Below are 20200 nucleotides of genomic sequence, written 5' to 3'. Positions count from 1 at the left end.
GCCGGCCACCACCCCGTGACAGCGGCGAGGACTTCACCGACTGAGCGCGGAGCCCGCCCCGTAGTCCGTCCCGTAGTCCGTCCCGTAGTCCGTTTCGTAGTCCGTCCCGGAGTCCGCCTCGGCGCCCTGCGGGCGCGGCCCGGTGTAGGTGGCCCGGGCCCGCATCCGCAGGGGCTCCTCGCGGTACTCCTCCATCGCGTGGGCGAGCCAGCCGGGGGTGCGGGCCACGGCGAAGACCACCTCGCCGGCCTCCGCGGGCAGTCCGGCGGTCAGTGCCATGGCGGCCAGCGCCAGGTCGATGTTGGCCCGCTGGGCGGGCCGGCCGGCCGGGCCCGCGGCCGCCTCCACCGCGGCGACCGCCGCCACCACCTCCGCTCCGCCGTCGAGTCGACGGACCGCGTCGAGCAGGGCGACCGCCCGGGGGTCGCCGTCCGGGTAGAGCCGGTGGCCGAGCCCCGGGATCGGTCGGCCGGTGCGCAGGTAGTCGGAGACCACGGGCACCGCGCCGTCGGCCAGTACCTCGGCGAGCATCCGGTGCGCCAGCGGGCTGGCCGCGCCGTGCAGGGGGCCGTCGGTGGCACCCAGTCCGGCGGAGACCACCGCGTACGGATGCGCCCGCGCCGAGGCGGCCACCCGCGCCGCCACGGTGGAGACCGCCAGTTCGTGGTCGATCAGCAGCACCAGGGCCCGGTCCAGGCAGGCCAGCTCCCCGGGCGCGGCGGCGGCGGTCGCCAGCCGGCTCCACAGCCGTGCGGCGAGCGAGGCGTCGGGCCCGGGGTCGGGCGCGGTGCGCGGCAGGGCCTCCACCATCCCGGCGATCAGGGCGGCCCCGGCGGCCCGGACGGTCTGTTCGCGCAGGTCGAAGCGGAGCGGGTCGAGCGCGGCGGCGACGGTGACCGCGATCCGGAGCCGGTCGGGCAGCCGGATGCCGTCGGGCAGCGTGGAGGCGGCACGGGCCAGCGCCTCGGCGGTGGCCGGCGGCACCCGCAGCTCCACCGGGGCTTCGGTGCCCAGCCCCCAGAACCAGCCGATCACGGCCTCGAAGCCGTGCTCGGCGGCCAGCTCGACGGCGTCGCGGCCGCGGTAGTAGAGCCGGCCGTCCTCGATCAGGGTCAGCCCGGTCCGGACCCCGACCGGTTCGGTCCCCCATCCCGGTTCGGTCCCCCACCCCGGTTCGGCGCCCGACGGCGCTGCCGCCGCTGGTCGCACCGGCGCGCGACGGCCGCGGTTGGCCAGCTCGGCGACCTCGCGGGCGTCGAAGGTGCTGCCCTTGCCTCCCGGGGCCCGCTCGCTGCTGAGCTGCCCGCGGCTGGCGTAGGCGTACACCGTCTCCACCTTCACGCCGAGCTGCTCGGCGACCTGCTGGGTGGTCAAGCGTTCGGCCATCGTCCGCCCTCGTCGTCCTGGGGCGCCTCCGCGCCTTGATGATCCACAGTATTACACATTGATTTCAATCAACATTGACAACATGGATCAAGGGTCGGAGAGTACAGAACGTCGCCGGAAGCACGCAGCCGGGAAGATCCACGAGAAGGGCCACTGCCATGCCGAGCACCACCGAGATCGAGGTCCCCCGCGGCCTCAAGGGCGTCGTGGTCACCGAGACCGAACTCGGCGACGTCCGCGGCCTGGAGGGCTTCTACCGCTACCGCCAGTACTCGGCGATCGACCTCGCCGAACAGCGCACCCTGGAGGACGTCTGGCACCTGATGCTCCTCGGCGAACTGCCGGACGCAGCCGCTCGCGCCGCCTTCCTCGCCCGCACCACCCCGCTGCGCCGCCTGCCGGACGCACTGCGCCCGCTCCTGCCCGCGCTGGCGGCGGGCACCGCGCACGGCGGCCCGCTCGCCACCCTGGGCGCCGCGCTCTCGGTCGCCGCCGCCGACCGCGGCCTCCGCCCCCTCTACGACACCGCGCCCGAGCAGCGGATCGAGGACGCGCTGTTCGCCACCGCGCTGGTGCCCACCGTCCTGACCGCGCTGCACCGACTGCAGCAGGGCCGGCAACCGGTGGAACCGCGCGACGACCTCGGCTACGCGGCCAACTACCTCTACATGCTGACCGGCGAGGAGCCCGGGCCCGCCGAGGCCCGGGCGATCGAGCAGTACCTGATCTCCACGGTGGACCACGGCTTCAACGCCTCCACCTTCACCGCCCGGGTGATCGCCTCCACCGGGGCCGACCTCGTCGCCTGCCTGGTCGGCGGGCTCGGCGCTCTCTCCGGGCCACTGCACGGCGGCGCGCCCAGCCGCGCCCTGGACACGCTGGACGCGATCGGCACCCCGGACCGGATCGACGGCTGGATCCGCGAGCACGTACTGGCCGGCGACCGGATCATGGGCTTCGGCCACGCCGTCTACCGCACCGAGGACCCGCGGTCCCGCATGCTCCGCGGCGTCGCCGAATCCTTCGGCGGTGAGCTCGTCGACCTCGCCGTCCAGGTGGAGGCCCGGGTCGAGGCGATCCTGGCCGAGCTCAAGCCGGGTCGCGAACTGCACACCAACGTCGAGTTCTACGCCGGTGTGGTGATGCACCTCTGCGGCCTGCCGAGGGAGATGTTCACGCCCACCTTCGCCGCGGCCCGGGCGATCGGCTGGAGTGCCAACATCCTGGAGCAGGCCGCAGACCCCAAGATCATTCGCCCGGCCGCCCGCTACACCGGCCCCGCGGCTCCTCAGCCGCTGCCGACGGCCTGACCGCCCGCCTGCCGCGGGCCGTCTCGTCCCACTCGCAACGGCGGGGCGTGGAGCAACTTCGGGGGCGCGGAGCAACTTTGGGGGCGCGGCGCAGCGGCGGTGCTCCGGCACCGTGCGGAGGGGAGGTCCGGCGTCGGCCCGCAGGGCCCTGCGGGCGTCGGCGTCAGGGGGTGGCGGTGCGGGGCTGGCGGGGGAGCGGGAGGGCGAGGGCCTCGGGGGAGGCGGGCGGGAGGGCCAGCGCGGAGGTGGTCTCGGCCGGGAGCGGGCGGAGGCCGAGGAGGCCGGTGGTCAGGCGGGTGGTGGCGCGGTGCCAGTCGGGGATGCGCTGGAGCATGGCGTGGCCGCTGCCGGTGACGGTGTAGCCGCAGACCCGGGCGCCGGCGGCGCGGCTGCGGGCGGCGAAGGCGCGGGTGTCGGCGGGCAGGGTGACGGTGTCGCGGTCGCCGTGCAGCAGCAGGACGTCGCGGTCGGCGAGCTGCTCGCACGGGTCGGAGGCCGGGCACCAGGGGGCGAGGGCGACCAGGCCGGTGACGGACGGGTGGCCACCGACCCGCAGCGCGGCGCGGCCGCCCATGGAGTGGCCGACCAGGACGGTGGGCATCGGGCCGAGCGCGGCCGCCAGGTCGTCGAGTGCGGCGGACGCGTCCCGGGCGGCGTCGGCGCGGGCGCCGTTCCAACCGCGGTGGCGGTAGCGGACGGTGGCGACGGCGACGCCCTGACCCGCGGTCTCCCGGGCCAGGGCACGCAGGAAGCCGTGCATCCGCAGCAGCGGGAGGTTGAGCCGGCGGGGCCGGGCGAGGTTGTGCTCCTCACCGCCGTGCAGGACCAGGACGGCGGCCCTGGCCGCCGGGGGCCGCACCTGCCAGCGCAGCGCCCGGTGCGCGCTACCCGGACCGGTGCCCGGACCGTTACTCGTACCTGCGCCCGTGTCCGGGCCCGTGTCCGTGCCCGTACCTTCGCCCGCGGTGGCGTCCGAGCCCGCACCGCCACCGCTCACCTTCGCACCGTCCAGCACAGTCCAGCTCCGTCCCGCCCCGTCATTGTGGATCCGTAGTCCGTGGCCCCGGTCCCCGCCGCCGTCGGCCCGGACCGCCACTGTACGCGTGCGGATGGCCGGACCGTTCACCCGACGGAACCATCCCGGACACTCCGGCGCGCGCGGCCGGGGTGGGGTGCTGCTATCCACAAAGGGGGGTCGCCTGCGCCGCTCGTGGCGCGGTGTCACCGAGTGGAGGACTTCGTGGCTCAGCAGCTCGCACTCTCCGTCGACTTCGGGTCGGGTTTCACCCAGGCCTGGGGCAAGATCGCCAAGGTCGTCCCGCAGTTCATCGCCTTCCTGGTGATCCTGGCCATCGGCTGGTTCGTGGCCAAGGCGATCGCCCGGATCCTGGACCGCGTGCTGCGCCGCGTGGGCTCCGAGAAGGTCGCCGCACGGGCCGGGATGGCCCGGTACCTGAGCGGCTCCAAGTACGACATGACCGGCATCATCTGCAAGATCGTCTACTACGCGGTCCTGCTGATGGCGCTCCAGCTGGCCTTCGGCGTCTTCGGGCCGAACCCGATCAGCGTGATGATCCACAGCATCGTCGCCTGGCTGCCCAGGGGCATCGTCGCGGTCGCGATCGTGGTGGTGGCGATGGCCATCGCCAACGGCGTGCGCGACATCGTCGGCAACGCGCTGTCGGGTGCCTCGTACGGGCGCACCGTCTCCACGGTGGCCTGGGCGTTCATCGTGGGGCTCGGGGTGATCGCGGCGCTCGGCCAGGCCGGGATCGCGACCGCGATCACCGGACCGGTGCTGATCGCGGCGCTGGCCACCGTCACCGGGGTGCTGGTGGTCGGCGTCGGCGGCGGTCTGATCATGCCGATGCGGCAGCGCTGGGAGCGGTGGCTGGACAGCGCGGAGCAGGAGACCGCCCGGCTGCGCGGCACCGCCTACCAGGCCGGCCGCTCGGACGCGCTGGCCAACCAGCCGATCCGGCCGACCACCCAGACCGGCCCGGGCAACCCGCCGGTGCCGGGGATCGACCCGGGTGAGAATCGGTAGACCGGTCTACCTGGCTTCTTCGGTCCACCCGGTCCACCCGGTCCGCCATCCACCCGGGTCTCCTCGGTTGCCCCTCCCGGTTCAACCGGTCCCCGGGGTCTACCCGGTCTACCCGGTCCCCGGGGTCTACCCGGTCTACCCGGTCCCCGGGGTCTACCCGGCTCCTCCGGTCTACCTGGCCACCCGGCCTGACGGGAGATCTCTAGACCGGTCTACATATCCATCGGGCTCAATGCGAGATAGGTAGACCGGTCTACAGGGCTCAGCGAGACGCCCTGTAGACCGGTCTACCTATTTCTGTCGCGATCAGTGGACCGGTCTGCATATTTCCCCCACGACCCGCGATTCCGCTGTCCGGGATCGGCGGACCGGCATCGGCGGACCGGCATCGGCGGACCGGGTCCACCGATCCCGCCCTCCGCCCGCGTCGCCCCCTCCGCCCCTGTCACCCCGCCCGCCCCCTCGGATCAGACCTCCAGCAGGCCCTGGTTGCGCACCAGCCAGCAGATCGCCGTCAGCCTGGTCACGGCGTAGTCGTAGCCGACCGGCTCCCGCCAGCCGATCTCGGTGAGCGCGTCCAGGAAGCCGAGCGCGTAGTCCGACAGTTCCTCACGGTCCAGCGGCCGGGGCGCGAGCTCCGGTCCCTGCGCGTACAGCAGCTCGCGCAGCATCGCCGCGTGCTGGTCGACGGCCGCGACGAAACCGGGCTCGAAGGCGAACTCGGCCAGCCGGGGCGTGAAAGCGGCCACGATGCCCGGCAGCGGGCAGCCGGCCGGCTCGTCGGGGGAGTGCCGGAAGGACTCGTCGGGGGTCGCGAACATCCGTCCACGGTAGGCGAGCCGCTGTGGCGGCGAGCCGGGACGTGACGGTTCCGTGTTGAGACCTTGGCCACCTTCGGAACGTTCCGTGGCATGGCCGATTCCCTGCGTTCCCGAGCGGGTGATCCGTACCAGAATGGCCCGCATGGATCTCCGCATCTTCACCGAGCCCCAGCAGGGCGCGAGCTACGACACCCTCCTCAAGGTCGCCCGCACCGCCGAGGAACTCGGCGTGTTCAGCGCCTTCTTCCGTTCCGACCACTACCTCAAGATGGGCGACGTGGACGGCCTGCCCGGCCCCACCGACGCCTGGATCACGCTGGCCGGCCTGGCCCGCGACACCAGCACCATCCGGCTCGGCACCCTGATGACGGCCGCCACCTTCCGGTTGCCGGGCGTCACGGCGATCCAGGTCGCCCAGGTCGACGCGATGAGCGGCGGCCGGGTCGAGTTCGGCCTCGGCGCCGGCTGGTACGAGGCCGAGCACGCCGCGTACGGCATCCCGTTCCCGAAGGAGAAGTTCGGGCGGCTGGAGGAGCAGCTGGAGATCATCACCGGGCTGTGGCGGACCAAGCTCGGCGACACCTTCGACTTCGCCGGGGAGTACTACACCCTCACCGACTCGCCCGCGCTGCCCAAGCCCGCCCAGGAGCGCATTCCGGTGCTGGTCGGCGGTTCGGGCCCGAAGCGAACCCCGGCGCTGGCCGCCCGCTTCGCCGACGAGTTCAACCTGCCGTTCGCCTCGCTGGACGACACCGCCGCCCAGTTCGGCCGGGTCCGGGCCGCCGTCGAGCAGGTCGGACGCTCGGCCGACGACCTGGTGTACTCCAACGCCCTGGTGCTCTGCGTCGGCCGGGACGACGCCGAGGTGGCCCGTCGGGCCGCCGTGATCGGCCGCGAGGTGGCCGAGCTCAAGGAGAACGGCCTGGCCGGCACCCCGGGCGAGGTGGTGGAGAAGCTCGGCCGGTACGCGGCCGTCGGCAGTGAGCGGGTCTACCTCCAGGTGCTCGACCTGAGTGACCTCGACCACCTGGAGCTGGTCGCCGCACAGGTGGCCCCGCAGCTCGGCTAGGCCGTCTACGAGCGGTTCGCCCGCTGGGAAACGGACGGGACCTGGGCGAAGCTCCTCGAGCACGTCCAGGTCCGGGACGACGCGACGCCACCACCTTCGGCCGGGTCCGTGACGCCACCCGGAGCGCGCGCCGGCACCGGCCGTCCGCGCACGACACCGGACCGGACCGACTCCTGGGTGGCAAGTCCCGCGCGATAGCCGCCCGCTACCGCGCCGGGGTCGACATCTCCCGGCTGCCGTTATTCGACCTGCTCGACTTGCTCGACCTGCTTGACCTGCTTGACCTGCTCGACCTGCTCGACTGCCCGGTGAACGGCGGCGCGGAGTTCCTCGTCGGGCTCGTTCCGCCTGAGCACGGCTTGGAGGGAAACCTGCGCTGCCTCCCGCACATCGGGATCCGGGTCGGAGAGCGCGGTGGCGATGATCGGCGCGTGCGCCACAGCATCGGGGCCGAAGATGCCGAGGCCTTCGATCCCTGCGCGCCGCAGCATCGGATCCTGTGTCGCCGTAGCCGCGACGAGGAGTTCCAGAGCCTCAACAGGTGCCTTCGCGCACAGCAGCGCCAGGCCGAACAGCGCCTGCTCGAACTCTGCGGTGTCGTGGCGTCTGGCTGCGGCGAGCCGCTTGAGCGCCTCGCTCACCACCGACGGGCAGGCCGCACGATGGCTGACCTCGTCGGCCCGGGTGGGGGCGGTGCCGTCGTCCATTCGGCCATCCTGCCAGCAGCTGAAACCCGGTTCCGCTGGGGAGCGACCCGCTGGCCCTCTCCCCGCCTCCACCGAGGCCCTCATACCCGCTCTGACCACGGGTCTTTACTCGTTCTTGGCCATACGCCATGCTCGTGGCAGGAACGCGAGTGGAAGCGGCGGGCGGAGGGCCGGTGACGGGGACACGAATACCACGGGCGGCGGCGCCACGGGTGCCGCCGCCCCGCGCTGCCGAGGACCGCGCTGCCGAGGACCGCACTGCCGAGAGCAGTGCTGCCGTGGACCGCGCGGCCCACGGCCGGACGGTCCGCGCCGGCGTGCACGAGCTGCGCGGCCCCGGCCCGGCCGCGCTGCGCTACCCCGCCGACGACCTGCTGGTCGTCACCGGGCTGCCCGGCAGCGGCAAGAGCACCCTGATGCGCCGCAGCGTCCGCGCCCCGCTGGTCGACTCCCAGCTGGTCCGCGAGGAGTACGCGTCCCGGCTGCCCGGCCGCCTCCCGTACGCGCTGTACCGGCCGCTGGCTCGGCTGGCCCACTACCGCCGGCTGCGCCGGGCGGTGCTGGACGGCGGGCCGCTGGCCGTGCACGACTGCGGCACGCTGCCCTTCGTCCGGTCCTGGCTGGCCCGGGCCGCCGCCCGGCAGGGGCGCCGGGTGCACCTGCTGCTGCTCGACGTGGACCCGCAGGAGGCCCGGGCGGGCCAGTGGCGGCGCGGCCGGTGGGTCTCGCGCTACGCCTTCGCCCGGCACCGGGGCGCGGCCGCCCGGCTGCGCGGGCAGCTGCTCGGGGCGGGGCGGCCGCCGGCCGGCTGTGCGTCGGCCGTGGTACTCGACCGGGGTGCCGCGCGCGCCCTGCGGGAGATCGACTTCTCGGCGTCGTAGTCTCGGGCCGGTCCGCGCCGGGCGCCGGTCACCGGTGGGCGGGCCCGAGGCGCGGCCGGTGCCCCGTCACCTCCCCCCGCCACCTCCCTGGTCACCTCCCCGTCAGGAGCGCTGATGCGCCGTACTGCCCGGGTGCGCTCGCGTGCCCCCCGCCTGTTCCCCTGCGCCGCCGCGCTGGTCGCCGCGGCCGGTCTGAGCCAGTTCGCCGCCCCGGCCCCGCACCGTACGGTGGCGGCCATCTGCGACGGCACCGCGGCCGAGACCGCCGCCGAGACCGCCGCCACCGGTGCGGACGCCATCGGGGCCGCCTCCACCGGTGCCGCCGCCCGGAAGCCGGCGGGCAGTCAGGCGGGCCGGGACCCGAACGCCGTGAGCGCCGGTGAGGCCCGGGCGATGCAGGCGGACCTGGACCACCGGCTCACCGAGCTCGGCCCCGCCCACGTGCAGCTGGCCGCTGCCCCGACCACCGTCCCGGTGTACGTCCACGTGATCCACTCCGGGGACGCCGGCCGGCTGGACGAGGGCGTGGTGGCCGCCCAGATCGACCACCTCAACGCCACCTACGGCGGCCAGGGCGAGGGCAACACCCCCACCCGGTTCCACTTCGAGCTGGCCGGCACCGACTGGACCGACAACGCCGGCTGGTACTCCGGCATGACCCCCGGCTCCGCCGCCGAGCGGTCGATGAAGAGCGCCCTGCGCAAGGGGGACCAGGGCACTCTCAACCTGTACACCGCCCACCTCGGCCAGTCCCTGCTCGGCTGGTCGACCTTCCCGAACGCCTACCGCTCGGCTCCGACGGACGACGGCGTGGTGATCCTGGACGACTCGCTGCCCGGCGGCCCCGCCACCCACTACAACGAGGGCAACACCGCGACCCACGAGATCGGCCACTGGCTCGGCCTCTTCCACACCTTCCAGGGCGGCTGCCTGCTCCCGGGCGACTACGTGGACGACACCCCGCCCGAGCGCAGCGCCGCCTACGGCTGCCCCGAGGGCCGGCACACCTGCCCGGGCGGCGGGCTCGACCCGATCCACAACTTCATGGACTACGGCTACGACTCCTGCATGTCCCAGTTCACCCCGGGGCAGGCCCAGCGGATGTCCAACTCCTGGGACGCCTACCGCAGTTGACCGCAGCCCGGAAACCAGGAAACCAGGAGGCCGGGTCGAAAGCCATCCCGGGCGTCCTGGAAGCCGCCGGGTGAATGCCCGATTTGATCTATGTTCGGACGATCCGTGCCGAGCAGCCGAGCAGGAGTGACCGAAGGAGCAACCGCATGAGTGCCAACCCCCGGATCGTCGTCGGCGTCGACGGCTCGCCCGCCTCGGAGCAGGCGCTGCGCTGGGCGCTCGACTACGCGAAGGCCGTCGGCGGGACGGTCGACGCCGTCACCGCCTGGGAGTACCCCGCCTTCTACGGCTGGGGCGGGACGGCCGTCCCCACCGGGGAGTCCTTCAACCCCGAGGAGCTGGCCGGCAAGACCCTGGCCGAGAGCGTCGCCAAGATCGTCGGTACCGACCCGGAGGTGTCGATCAGGGAGAGCGTGATGCCCGGTAACGGGGCCGGCGTCCTGCTGCAGGCCGCCAAGGGCGCCGCGCTGCTGGTCGTCGGCAGCCGCGGTCTCGGCGGCTTCTCCGGCGTGCTGCTCGGCTCGGTCAGCCGCCACGTCACCGAGCACGCGCCCTGCCCCGTGGTCGTGGTGCGGGAGGGCCAGGTCGAGGCCGGGTAGCGGCTGGGTAGCGGCGAGGGGCCGGTGGCGCACCGGGCCGCCACGCGGACCAGAATGGAGACATGCCAGAAGGTGACTCCATCTACCGCGTGGCGGCCCGGCTGCACGAGGCCCTCGCCGGTCAGCAGCTGACCAGCGCCGAGCTGCGGGTGCCCGCGCTCGCCACCGCCGCGCTCGCCGGGCTCCGGGTGCTGGAGGTCCGCCCGCGCGGCAAGCATCTGCTCACCCGCCTCGAGGGCGGGCTCACCCTGCACACCCACCTGCGGATGGACGGCCGCTGGGAGGTCTACCGCCCCGGCGAGCGCTGGACCGGCGGCCCCGCCTTCCAGATCCGTGCCGTCCTCGGCACCGAGCACGGCACCGCCGTCGGCTACCGGCTGCCCGTCGTCGAACTGCTGCGCACCGGCGACGAAGGGCGCGCCCTCGGCCACCTCGGCCCCGACCTGCTCGGCCCCGACTGGGACCCGGTCGAAGCCCTCCGCCGACTCCTCGCCCGCCCCGCCCGGCCGCTCGTCGAGGCCCTGCTCGACCAGCGCAACCTGGCCGGGATCGGCAACGTCTACGCCAACGAACTGTGCTTCGTCGCCGGGGTCACCCCGTGGACCGAGGTCGGACAGGTGCCGCACCCCGACCGGCTGGTGGAGCGGGCCCGGCAGATGCTGGAGGCCAACAAGCTGCGCCCCGGCCACATCACCACCGGTGACACCCGGCCCGGCTACCAGCACTGGGTCTACGGCCGGGCGGGCCGCCCCTGCCCGCGCTGCGTCACGCCCGTGCTGACCGGGCGCCAGGGCGAGGCCCCGCGGGACCGGGCGGTGTTCTGGTGCCCGTACTGCCAGCGCGGGCCGGCCCCGACGGCCGCCTCCGCCCCGGGACCCCAGGACCGTTACACCCGTCACACCCGTTACGTCCGCTAGGTCCGCTAGGTCCGCTAGGTCCGCTCGACCAGGGCAGGGTGCCGCGGGTCGTCCGCCCGTACGGTGAGGTCGGCGGCCTCGGCCGGCCCGGTCTCCGCCTCGTAGCGGGCGAAGGCGGGCAGGGTCCACTGCTGGTCCGCCGGAGTGCGGCGGGCCAGCGCGGCCGGGGTGAGCGCCAGGTGGACGCTCAGTTCGAACGGCAGCCAGCGGCCGAGCAGCAGGGCTCCGTCCAGCAACAGCACCCCGCCGGGCGGGACTTGGACGTACGGGGCGCGGGTCGAGCGGTCGGTGACCGGGTCGCGCAGCGAGGGCAGCACCCGGCCGGTGCCGCCCGGCTCCAACGGGTCCAGCACCTCGCGCAGCAGGGCGCCGTCGTCCAGCCAGAGGTCGTGGAAGGCGTCCGTGTCCTGGTGGCCGTACTCCAGCCGGATCGAGGCCGGGCGCAGGAACCCTGCCGCCGACACCCGCAGCGCCGGGCGGCCGCGCAGCCGCAGCGGCTCCACCAGGGCGTCGGCGAGCAGCTCGGGCCGGGCGGCCGCGGCGCCGTCCACGGCGACCCGCAGCCACCGCTCGCCGGCGCCGGGCAGTCCGGTGATCCGGTCGGCGAGCAGCTCGGCCAGCTTGTCGGGAGAGATCGGGTGTACCTGCACCAGGACATCCTGCCGCCCGGGGCGCTCGCGGCCCAGCGGTTTCAGGTCAGCGGGAGCGCGTGCAGGACGTCGTCGTGGCCGGCGTAGAGGTGGGAGCCGTCGGCGGCGAGGTTCCAGACGTCCCGGCCCGGGCCGGAGTCGTGGAAGGTCCACCCCGGCGTGCCGGTCGCGGTGTAGATCGCGGCCACCCCGCCCGCCGCCGGACCGGGCACGTACAGCGTGCCGCCGACGACCAGTGGACGGCTGCGGCTGTCCAGCAGGAACGGCAGCCTGACGGACCAGAGCACCGCGCCGGTCCGGGGCTCGAGGCAGGTGACGACGCCGTCGTTGCGCAGCACGAGGACCCGGGCGACGTCCGGGACGGGGGGCAGGGCCCGCCACGACTCCCCGCGGGCGGCGGTGTGGTTCCAGACCGGCTTGCCGTCGGGGCCGAGCAGGGACACCCCGCCGTTGCTGTCCGGCACGAGGAAGGACGCCCCGGAGGCGACGCACCAGCCGAGGTCCTGGGTGACGGCGGCGGTCGAGAGCTGCTCGCCGGTGGTGGCGTCCCGGACCACCAGCTCAATGCGTTCGCCGGTCGACCGGACGCAGGCCAGCAGGTTCTTGTCGTAGGGGGCGGTGGCGGCGACGGGCCGTTCCTGGTGGTCGACCGCGACGGACCAGAGCAGGGAGCGCCGGTCCAGCCGCACGGCGAAGATCCGGCTGCTCGGCACCGAGCCGTCCGAGCGCGGCCAGCTCGACAGGCAGCCGTAGAGGACGCCCGCGCTCAGGCAGGTGAGCTGGACCTGACCGTCCAGCTCGTCGGGCAGTGCCAGGCTCCAGTCGGCGGTCGGGTCGGTGAGGTGGTGGGCGTCCAGGTGGCCCCGGGAGGTGGCCGTGTACAGGTAGTCGCGCCAGACCGCGACCTTTCCGGCGGGCAGTTCCCGGTCGCTCGGCCAGTCCTTGGGCGCCGGCGGGTCGAACACCAGCAGCCGTCCGGGGCGACCGGTGTCCGGGTCGAGGGCCTGCCACCCCGCCTTGGAGAGGAACGCCGCTCCCTGTGGCGCGGCGAGCAGCCGCTCCGGGGTCATCGCCTGCGGGCCCCGGTACGTCCACAGCGGCGTCGGCCCGGAGGTCGCGGTGGGCTGCGGCCCGCTCGGCGACGGCGACGGCGTCGGCCCGTCGCCCTCCACCCGGCCCAGCGCCCACGCCGCCCCGCCGGCCGCCAGCACCCCGGCCCCGATCAGCAGCCCGCGCCGGCTCAGCCGGGGACCGCCGCCGTCCGGGCCCCCACCGCCGAGCACGTCCCCGGACACCGCGTCCGCACCGTCCGCCTCCCCGTCCCACTGCCAGGCGGCGTCCTGCACGGGCCCCTCGGGCGACTTCATCCGGTCCTCACTCCCACCCCCGGCGGCCACCGTGCCACCACCCGCCGGGGAGGATATCGAACAGCCCCCGAACCATCCCAGGCGGCGAGGGCCGGGGTACTACGCTGCGCCCGACGGAACGAGTATCGGCGGCCCAGGAGGCCCGAGGATGCCCACCGTGACGGCCGAGCAGTACGACGGCTGGACCGAGGAGCAGTGCGCCGAGGTGGAGATCGTCGGCGGGGCGGTGGTCGCCCGGCCGAGCCGCTCCGCCCGCCACAGCCGGATCGCGCGCTTGGTGGCGAACGCCCTGGACGAGGCGGGCGGGGCCGCCCGGAACGCCGACTGCGGCTTCGACCTGCGGCTGCGGGACGTGCCGCTCGACAACCGCCGCCCGGACGTGGCGGTCTACCGGGCCGACCTGGTCGACGAGGGGCCGGCCCGGCCGGAGCAGGTGCTGCTGGTGGTCGAGGTCGTCGCGCCCGGCTCGGAGACCACCGACCGGGTGGTCAAGCCCGACCAGTACGCACAGGCCGGAATTCCCTTCTACTGGCGGGTCGAGCAGGCGGCGGGCCGGGTGCCGGTCGTCCACACCTGTGTGCTGGACGAGGCGAGCCGGGTGTACCGGCCGGTGAGGTGTTCACCGGACTGGTGAAGGCCGCGGTGCCGTACCCGGTGGAGGTCGACCTCACCGGTCTGCCGTAGCGCGTCACCTGCCCGGTGGAGTGGTTCGGCCGGGCGAGCGGGGCGTCCGTGCCGGTGCGGCTGGGGCCGGTGGGCCGCCCGGGGCGGGCGGGGCTCGCCTTGACACGGTTCCGGGCCGGACGTAGCAAGGGAGCATGCGCGATCCGCGGCCGACCGGCGGGGACGCCGAACCGGTCCGTGCGGCGGGCCCGGAGGCGGCGCACGCGCGGGACGAGCTGTTGGCGGAGGCCGTCCGGGAGGTGTTGGCGTCGACCGGGGCGTACGGGGCGATGGTGCACCTGCGCTCGCGGGACGGGCGGTCGCTGGTGCTGCGGACCCTCGTCGGGGTGCCGCTGTCGATCATGAGTCCGTTCCGCCGAATCGCGGCCGCCGGACCGCTGCCGGTCGCGGTCTGCTTCCGGACCGGGCGGACCGTCACGCTGTCCGACTCCGAGGACGCCCTGCGGCGCTTCCCGCAGCTGGCCGTCGGGCTGCCGTACGACTTCGTCTCCGTCTGCGTGCCGGTGGAGCACGGCGGGGAGCGGTTCGGGGTGCTCAGCGTGCTGTGGCCGGCCTCGGAGGACGGGGTGCCGGCCGGGGACGGCGGGCGGCCGGAGGCGGTCGCCTCCCGGCTGGGCGCGGGGCTCGCCGGGGTGGCGGCGGCCGGGCAGCCGGTGGAGCCGGCCGGGGACGCCGCCGTGGTGGAGCTGGCGCCGCCGTCGGTGCCGACCACCCGGGTCGGGCTGTTCGACTGGGACGTGGCCCGTGGCGTGCTCGCGGCGGACGTGCGGTTCCGGGAGATCTTCGGCTTCGCGTCCGGCGAGTTCGACGGCACGGTGCGCTGCCTGACCCGCCGGATCGCCCCCGGCGACGTGCCCGAGTTCCGGGCCGCCGCCCGCACCGCCCTGGAGCACGGCGAGGTACTGGCGGCCCGGGTGCGGGTGCTCGGACCGGGCGGCCGCCCGTACCCGGTGGAGCTGTGGGCCCGGGTGCCCGGGGCGATCACCGGCGGCGGGACCCACCTGGTCGGCGCCGTTCTGGACGTCCGCACCCTGACCGCGGCCGCCGCCGCCGTCGAGCGGCTGCACGAGGGCCTGGTCTCGCTCGACCCGGACGGCCTGATCGGCTACGTCAACCGGGCCGCCGAACCGCTGCTCGGGGCCGGCGCCGAGGAGCTGGTCGGCCGCCATCCCTGGGAGGTGCTGCCCTGGCTCGCCGACCCCTTCTACGAGAACCGCTACCGCGCCGCCCTGATCTCCCAGCAGCCCACCGCCTTCCTGGCGGCCCGCCCGCCGGACGGCTGGCTCGCCTTCTCGCTCTACCCCGACCCGCACGGCGTCACCGCCCGGGTGGTCGCCGCCGAGGCCCCGCCGGGCGCGGCCGAGCCGCCGACGGCCGTGGCGCCGCCCGCCGCCACGGCCGGTGCGGGCAGCGGTAGCGGCGGCGGCATCGGCGGCACCCACCACCTGCTCCAGCTGGCCGGCGCGCTCACCGAGGCGGTCACCGTGCGGGACGTCTGCCGGGCGGTGGCCGAGGAGCTCCTGCCGGCCTTCGGCGGCCAGGAGCTCGCCATCTACGCGGTGCGCGACCAGCGGCTGCACCTGGTCTCGCAGAGCGGCTACCCCGACGGCTTCCTGGACGGCTTCGAGGGCACCGCGCTGGACGCCCGCGTCCCCGGCGCGGAGGCGCTCAGCACCGGCACCCCGATCTTCTTCGAGTCGGTGCGCGAGCTCGCCGCCGCCTACCCGGGCCTCGCCCTGGACGAGATGGGCGCCTGGGCCTTCCTGCCGCTGATCGCCTCCGGGCGTCCCGTCGGCAGCTGCATCCTCGGGTTCGACCGGGCGCACCCCTTCACCGTCGAGGAGCGCGGACTGCTCACCGGCCTCGGCGGCTTCATCGCCCAGGCCCTGGAACGGGCCCGGTTGTACGACGCCGAGTTCACGCTGGCCCGCGGCCTGCAACAGGCCCTGCTGCCGCACCGGCTCCCGCAGGTGCCCGGCATCCGCACCGCCGCCCGCTACCTGCCCGGCACCCAGGGCATGGAGATCGGCGGCGACTGGTACGACGCGATCGTCACCGGCGACGACCTCACCCTGGTGATCGGCGACGTCGAGGGCCACAGCGTCGGGGCGGCCGCCGCGATGGGCCAACTGCGCAGCGCCGTACGGGCGTTCGCCAGCGGCGGCGAGCCGCCCGGCGAGGTCCTGGCCCGCACCAACCGGCTGCTGCTCGACCTCGACCCGGGGCTGCTCGCCAGCTGCTGCCTGGTCCGCCTCACCCCCGCCGACGGCACCGTGCGGATCGGCCGGGCCGGCCACCTCCCGCCGGTGCTGCGGCACCCGGACGGACGGGCCGAGGCGCTGTACGTGCCGGGCGGGCCGCTGCTGGGCGTGGCGGACGGGGCGGCGTACCCGGTCAGCGAGCTGCGGCTGCGGCCCGGGTCGCTGCTGGTCCTCTACACCGACGGGCTGGTGGAGGACCCGGCGCTGGCGATCGACCAGGGGGTGGACCGGCTGCGCGCGGCGCTGGCGCACGGCCGGGCGGGGGAGGAGCTGGAGGAGCTGGCCGAGCGGCTGTTGCGCGAGGTCGGCTCGACCGGGCGGGTGGACGACGTGGCGCTGCTGCTCACGGCCTTCGAGCCGGACGGCGGCGGGGCGGGCGGTATGGACGGCGGCGGTGCGGGCGGCGTGGACGGCGGCGGGCCGGGCAGCCCGGACGGCGGCGCAGCGGCGACTTTCGTCGGTCCGGGCGGCGACGAAGGGTGACCGCGGCCGGGGCGGTCACCCGGTTAGCCTCGACGGGTGGAAGCAATCGCACGGGCCTGGTCGAAAGCGGTACGGACGGCCCTCCCGGGGCCCTGGCGCCCCCGCCGGGTGGTCGGCGAGGCCGTGGCGGCCCTGCTGATGGGCCTGCTGGCGGCCCTGCTGGAGATCCTCGCCGCCACCGACCTGGCGGTGCCCTTCGGGCTGGCCGTCGCCGCGCTGTGGCTGCTGCGGCGCGGGTTCCCGGCGACCGTGCTGGTGCTGGCCGGGACGCTGGCGGGCTGGTCGCTCGGGCCGTTCCCGCTGCTGGTGTGCGCGGGCTGGGTGGCCGGGGCGCGGATCGGCCGGGTGTGGCGGCTGGTCGGCGCCTTCGTGCTGAGCTACCTGATGTTCTCCATGTTCGGGATGCTCAAGGACGGCGCCTCGTACTCGCCCAAGCTGATCATCGGGTTGTCGCTCGGCGTCTTCCTGGTCTTCGCCGCGCTGCCCGCCCTCTACAGCCGCTACCGGGCGCAGCGCCGCGCCCTGCTGGACGCGCTGCGCGAGCGCAACGACCAGCTGGTGCGCGAGCGGGCGATGGTGGTGCACCAGGCCCGGCTGCGGGAGCGGCACCGGATCGCCCAGGACATGCACGACAGCCTGGGCCACCAGCTGGCGCTGATCTCCGTGCACTCGGGCGCGCTGGAGGTGGACCGCACCCTCGGCGACCGGCAGCGGGAGGCGGTCGGGGTGCTGCGGCAGGCGGCGGTCGCGGCCATGCGCGAGCTGCGCGAGGTGGTCGGGGTGCTGCACGACGAGTCGACGGCGCTGCCGCCCGCGGTCGTCGGCGCCCAGGGGTCGGCGGCCCCGCGCGGCGGGGTCGACGGGATCGAGGGCTTGGTGGAGTCCTCCCGGGCGCCCGGGGCGGTGGTGGAGCTCGGCGTCGAGGGCGAGCGGCGGCCACTCGCGGCGGCGGTCGACCACGCGGCGTACCGGATCGTGCAGGAGGCGCTCACCAACGCGCACAAGCACGCCCCCGGCGCGCCGATCGCGGTCGCGCTCCGGTACGAGCCGGACGCCCTGGTGGTGGAGGTCACCAACCCCCGCGCGCCGGAGCTCGTGGGCGCGCGCGCCGGCGCGGGGTCGGTGGTGAGCGGCGGACAGGGGCTGACCGGCCTGCGGGAGCGCGCCCGGCTGGTCGGCGGCATGGTGCACGCCGGCCCGACGCCCGACGGGGGCTTCCGGCTGGCCGCCGTCCTCCCGTACGAGGGGGCGGAGGCCGAGGGCGCCGCCGCCCTGGCGGCCGAGGAGGACTGGGCGGTCGGCGGGCTGCCGCCGGTGGACGGCGCGGAGGGCGCCCGGCGCCGCCCGGCGCTCGGCTGCGCGGCCGGGGTGGGCGCGGTGACGCTGATCCTGGCGGGCCTGGTGGCCTGGGGCGTGGTGGCCTTCGTCCGGGGCGCCAACGACGCGACGGTGCAGCAGTCGGTCTACGACCGGATCCAGGTGGGCGACTCGCGGGGCGAGGTGCTGCGGCAGCTCCCGCCCGGCAACGACTTCTTCACCTCCGACTTCCAGTCCGCCGGGCCGCCCCGGCCGGAGGACTCGCACTGCCGCTGGTTCTCGCTGGAGAAGGACGGCCAGGGCGACTCCTGGTCGGACAACCGCGTGGCGCGGTTCTGCTTCAAGGGCGGGGTGCTGGTGGAGAAGGTGGAGTACGTGACCGGCTGACGCCGCCGTGCCGCCGTGCCGCCGTGCCGCCGTGCCGTCCGGGCGTCCGGGCGTCCGGGGCCGGTTCGGGGCCGTGCCGGTCGGTTCCGCCGGGCCCCGGGCGGGAGGCGGGCGCGGCCGGGATGTGAGGATGGGGTTCCAGCCGCACCACCGTTCGAGGGGAATGACCAGCGTGATCCGAGTCCTCGTCGCCGACGACGAGCCGCTCATCCGGGCCGGGATCAGGATGATCCTGGGGTCGGCCGAGGACATCGAGGTGGTCGCGGAGGCCGCTGACGGCCGGCAGGCGCTGGAGCTGGCCCGGGCGCACCGGGTGGACGTCGTCCTGCTGGACATCCAGATGCCGGTGATGGACGGACTGACGGCGCTCGGGGAGCTCGGCAGGGTCGCGCCCGGCGCACGGGCGATCATCCTCACCACCTTCGGGGAGCGCGAGAACGTCCTGCGCGCCGTGACCGAGGGCGGCGCCGGGTTCCTGCTCAAGGACACCGCGCCGAACGAGCTGATCCAGGCCGTGCGGGCCGCGGCCGGCGGGAACGCCTTCCTCTCCCCGGCCGCCACCCGGCACATCGTGGACTCGCTGGCCGCCGGGCGCAGCAGCTCGGCGGCCACCCGCAGCGCGGAGGCGCGGCGCCGGCTGGAGGTGCTCACCGGGCGCGAGCTGGAGGTGCTGGCGCTGCTCGGGGAGGGCCTGTCCAACGCGGACGCGGGGGCCCGGATCCACATGAGCGAGGCGACGGTGAAGACCTACGTCAGCCGGATCCTGGCCAAGTTGGGCTGTGAGAACCGGGTCCAGGCGGCGCTGCTGGCGCGGGACGCGGAGCTCGACGGTCGTAGCTGAGCGGGGTCACGCGGTCGCTGAGCGTGTCGCCGGTGACGGATCCCACTCGACCGGTGGTCCGAACCGGGAACTCCGGATGTCCTGGTGACGATCCGTCACTTCCCGGTCGCGGACGGTCGATGGTGTGCGGGAGTTCACGAACGGACAGATGTGAGCGAGGGCACGGAAATTGATCGTCCGATCCCTGAAATGCGGTCAAATGCGGTCGAACCGGGCTCCGTTTCTTGATCGATACCGCCGGTAACAGTCAACTGACCTGCGAGAACCAAGAATTGCTTGCTGAGCCCCGGATGTGCCCCTAGCTTTCTTGGCGGCGCAACGAGCGCCACCCGGGTTCACCCCGACGCACGGCCCGCCGACTGACCCCCGGCGCGAGGGCGGTGCCCGCCGACGAGACCGGCTCGAAGAGGCCGTCGGCGAGTGGAGGTGGCCGGGGCGGCACGGCACGTCCGACACGTGGCCGGCCGCCCGACGAGTGAGGTGAGCGCAACCGACCGGCCCGTGTCCCGGGCCTGGTTCCGCCTGCCCGCCCGGGGCTTGTCGAGAGGACATTCATGACTTCCCGTCACGAGACCGCCGCTGCCACCGAGACCACCACCAGCAAGCGCAACCGCCTGCGGATGGCGGTCGTCGCAGGCGCCGCCGTCGCGGCCCTGCCGGTGGCCGGCCTCGTCACGGCCACCTCGGCCTCCGCCGCACCCTCCTCCACCTGGGACGCCGTCGCCCAGTGCGAGAGCGGCGGGAACTGGAGCATCAGCACCGGCAACGGCTTCAACGGCGGACTGCAGTTCACCCCCTCCACCTGGGCCGCGTACGGCGGAACCGCGTACGCTCCCCAGGCCCACCAGGCGACCAGGGCGCAGCAGATCGCCGTCGCCGAGAAGGTGCTCGCCTCGCAGGGGCCGGGCGCCTGGCCCGTGTGCTCCCAGAAGGCGGGCCTGAGCAGGGGCGGCGCGCCGGCCGCCGTCGACACCTCGGCGGGCTCGGGTGCTGCGGACCGGCCCGCGACCGCCGCCAAGCCGGCCAAGCGGGCCGCGAAGGCGGCCCCCAAGGCCGCCCAGCAGGCGGCTCCGAAGGCGGCCGCCCCGAAGGCGAAGCCGAACGCCGCGCAGGCCCCGCAGGGCCGTCCGTCGGCCAAGCCGGTGCAGTCCGCTCCGGCGGCGGCGAAGAACACCGCCGGTGGCGAGTACACCGTCCGCAGCGGTGACACGCTGAGCGACATCGCCGCCAAGTTCGGCGTCGACACCGACGGCCTGTACAGCAAGAACGCCCGCACCATCGGCGCCGACCCGGACCTGATCTTCCCGGGGCAGACGCTGACCGTCTGACGCTCCACCGC

Annotated in this window: 17 protein-coding genes and 1 pseudogene; 12 read left to right on the top strand and 6 right to left on the bottom strand. The window is 75.0% G+C overall.

Annotated features, from left to right (window positions below; translation table 11 throughout):
- Positions 1–33: 33 nt before the first annotated feature.
- The gene (locus ACIQWA_RS10530) at positions 34–1386 is read right to left on the bottom strand and encodes a citrate synthase (protein ID WP_402480723.1); all 1353 of its coding nucleotides are present in this window, start codon (positions 1384–1386) and stop codon (positions 34–36) included.
- A gap of 158 nt (positions 1387–1544) precedes the next feature.
- Here ACIQWA_RS10530 and ACIQWA_RS10525 point away from each other — a divergent pair, with 158 nt between their 5' ends.
- On the top strand, positions 1545–2696 hold the full coding sequence (locus ACIQWA_RS10525; RefSeq protein WP_402480721.1) for a citrate/2-methylcitrate synthase: 1152 nt from the start codon (positions 1545–1547) through the stop codon (positions 2694–2696).
- A 163-nt stretch (positions 2697–2859) separates the two neighbouring features.
- Here ACIQWA_RS10525 and ACIQWA_RS10520 read toward each other — a convergent pair whose 3' ends face one another.
- The gene (locus ACIQWA_RS10520; protein WP_402480718.1) at positions 2860–3711 is read right to left on the bottom strand and encodes an alpha/beta hydrolase; all 852 of its coding nucleotides are present in this window, start codon (positions 3709–3711) and stop codon (positions 2860–2862) included.
- A gap of 225 nt (positions 3712–3936) precedes the next feature.
- Between ACIQWA_RS10520 and ACIQWA_RS10515 the strand changes: the two genes are divergently transcribed.
- Positions 3937–4743, top strand: a complete 807-nt coding sequence (locus ACIQWA_RS10515; protein ID WP_360234447.1) for a mechanosensitive ion channel family protein — start codon at positions 3937–3939, stop codon at positions 4741–4743.
- Positions 4744–5210: 467 nt separating this feature from the next.
- Here the strand turns inward: ACIQWA_RS10515 and ACIQWA_RS10510 are convergent, their stop codons facing one another.
- Positions 5211–5564, bottom strand: coding sequence for a DUF6401 family natural product biosynthesis protein (locus ACIQWA_RS10510; protein ID WP_360234444.1), 354 nt, complete (start codon positions 5562–5564; stop codon positions 5211–5213).
- Between the two features lie 142 nt (positions 5565–5706).
- Between ACIQWA_RS10510 and ACIQWA_RS10505 the strand changes: the two genes are divergently transcribed.
- Positions 5707–6633, top strand: a complete 927-nt coding sequence (locus ACIQWA_RS10505) for an LLM class F420-dependent oxidoreductase (RefSeq protein WP_360234441.1) — start codon at positions 5707–5709, stop codon at positions 6631–6633.
- A 239-nt stretch (positions 6634–6872) separates the two neighbouring features.
- On the opposite strand, the gene ACIQWA_RS10500 is transcribed toward ACIQWA_RS10505, so the two are convergent.
- A complete protein-coding gene (locus tag ACIQWA_RS10500; protein ID WP_402480715.1) occupies positions 6873–7340 on the bottom strand; it encodes a HEAT repeat domain-containing protein in 468 nt (155 codons plus the stop codon).
- Positions 7341–7618: 278 nt separating this feature from the next.
- Here ACIQWA_RS10500 and ACIQWA_RS10495 point away from each other — a divergent pair, with 278 nt between their 5' ends.
- The 4 genes from ACIQWA_RS10495 to ACIQWA_RS10480 all read left to right on the top strand — a co-directional run bounded on the left by ACIQWA_RS10495 (position 7619) and on the right by ACIQWA_RS10480 (position 10871).
- The gene (locus ACIQWA_RS10495) at positions 7619–8221 is read left to right on the top strand and encodes an AAA family ATPase (protein ID WP_402480712.1); all 603 of its coding nucleotides are present in this window, start codon (positions 7619–7621) and stop codon (positions 8219–8221) included.
- A 114-nt stretch (positions 8222–8335) separates the two neighbouring features.
- Complete coding sequence (locus ACIQWA_RS10490; protein ID WP_402480710.1) at positions 8336–9355, top strand: zinc metalloprotease; 1020 nt, start codon at positions 8336–8338, stop codon at positions 9353–9355.
- A 146-nt stretch (positions 9356–9501) separates the two neighbouring features.
- Entirely contained in the window at positions 9502–9954 is a 453-nt protein-coding gene (locus ACIQWA_RS10485) for a universal stress protein (protein WP_360234429.1), read from the top strand.
- 62 nt (positions 9955–10016) lie between these two features.
- On the top strand, positions 10017–10871 hold the full coding sequence (locus tag ACIQWA_RS10480) for a DNA-formamidopyrimidine glycosylase family protein (RefSeq protein WP_402480709.1): 855 nt from the start codon (positions 10017–10019) through the stop codon (positions 10869–10871).
- A gap of 14 nt (positions 10872–10885) precedes the next feature.
- Here ACIQWA_RS10480 and ACIQWA_RS10475 read toward each other — a convergent pair whose 3' ends face one another.
- Complete coding sequence (locus ACIQWA_RS10475; RefSeq protein WP_402480707.1) at positions 10886–11521, bottom strand: uridine kinase; 636 nt, start codon at positions 11519–11521, stop codon at positions 10886–10888.
- Positions 11522–11562: 41 nt separating this feature from the next.
- The gene (locus ACIQWA_RS10470) at positions 11563–12888 is read right to left on the bottom strand and encodes a PQQ-binding-like beta-propeller repeat protein (protein WP_402480704.1); all 1326 of its coding nucleotides are present in this window, start codon (positions 12886–12888) and stop codon (positions 11563–11565) included.
- A 148-nt stretch (positions 12889–13036) separates the two neighbouring features.
- Here ACIQWA_RS10470 and ACIQWA_RS10465 point away from each other — a divergent pair.
- The 5 genes and pseudogenes from ACIQWA_RS10465 to ACIQWA_RS10445 all read left to right on the top strand — a co-directional run bounded on the left by ACIQWA_RS10465 (position 13037) and on the right by ACIQWA_RS10445 (position 20189).
- Positions 13037–13572 (top strand): annotated as a pseudogene (locus ACIQWA_RS10465) (Uma2 family endonuclease).
- Between the two features lie 134 nt (positions 13573–13706).
- Positions 13707–16316, top strand: coding sequence for a SpoIIE family protein phosphatase (locus ACIQWA_RS10460; protein WP_402480701.1), 2610 nt, complete (start codon positions 13707–13709; stop codon positions 16314–16316).
- Positions 16317–16352: 36 nt separating this feature from the next.
- Positions 16353–18020 carry a sensor histidine kinase gene (locus ACIQWA_RS10455; protein WP_402480699.1) on the top strand — a complete coding sequence of 556 codons (1668 nt, stop codon included), beginning with the start codon at positions 16353–16355 and terminating at the stop codon, positions 18018–18020.
- A 172-nt stretch (positions 18021–18192) separates the two neighbouring features.
- Positions 18193–18861, top strand: coding sequence for a response regulator transcription factor (locus ACIQWA_RS10450; protein WP_360234489.1), 669 nt, complete (start codon positions 18193–18195; stop codon positions 18859–18861).
- A 554-nt stretch (positions 18862–19415) separates the two neighbouring features.
- Positions 19416–20189 carry a transglycosylase family protein gene (locus tag ACIQWA_RS10445; protein WP_402480696.1) on the top strand — a complete coding sequence of 258 codons (774 nt, stop codon included), beginning with the start codon at positions 19416–19418 and terminating at the stop codon, positions 20187–20189.
- Positions 20190–20200: the final 11 nt, after the last annotated feature.

Source organism: Kitasatospora sp. NPDC098652 (genome assembly GCF_044760155.1).
GTDB lineage: Bacteria > Actinomycetota > Actinomycetes > Streptomycetales > Streptomycetaceae > Kitasatospora.
This window is presented reverse-complemented; position numbering and strand designations above follow the sequence as displayed.

Coding starts and splice junctions, on each gene's coding strand:
- ACIQWA_RS10530 (WP_402480723.1), bottom strand. CDS start 1,386: ATGGCCGAACGCTTGACCACCCAGCAGGTCGCCGAGCAGCTCGGCGTG.
- ACIQWA_RS10470 (WP_402480704.1), bottom strand. CDS start 12,888: ATGAAGTCGCCCGAGGGGCCCGTGCAGGACGCCGCCTGGCAGTGGGAC.
- ACIQWA_RS10525 (WP_402480721.1), top strand. CDS start 1,545: ATGCCGAGCACCACCGAGATCGAGGTCCCCCGCGGCCTCAAGGGCGTC.
- ACIQWA_RS10445 (WP_402480696.1), top strand. CDS start 19,416: ATGACTTCCCGTCACGAGACCGCCGCTGCCACCGAGACCACCACCAGC.
- ACIQWA_RS10505 (WP_360234441.1), top strand. CDS start 5,707: ATGGATCTCCGCATCTTCACCGAGCCCCAGCAGGGCGCGAGCTACGAC.
- ACIQWA_RS10500 (WP_402480715.1), bottom strand. CDS start 7,340: ATGGACGACGGCACCGCCCCCACCCGGGCCGACGAGGTCAGCCATCGT.
- ACIQWA_RS10490 (WP_402480710.1), top strand. CDS start 8,336: ATGCGCCGTACTGCCCGGGTGCGCTCGCGTGCCCCCCGCCTGTTCCCC.
- ACIQWA_RS10510 (WP_360234444.1), bottom strand. CDS start 5,564: ATGTTCGCGACCCCCGACGAGTCCTTCCGGCACTCCCCCGACGAGCCG.
- ACIQWA_RS10480 (WP_402480709.1), top strand. CDS start 10,017: ATGCCAGAAGGTGACTCCATCTACCGCGTGGCGGCCCGGCTGCACGAG.
- ACIQWA_RS10485 (WP_360234429.1), top strand. CDS start 9,502: ATGAGTGCCAACCCCCGGATCGTCGTCGGCGTCGACGGCTCGCCCGCC.
- ACIQWA_RS10460 (WP_402480701.1), top strand. CDS start 13,707: ATGCGCGATCCGCGGCCGACCGGCGGGGACGCCGAACCGGTCCGTGCG.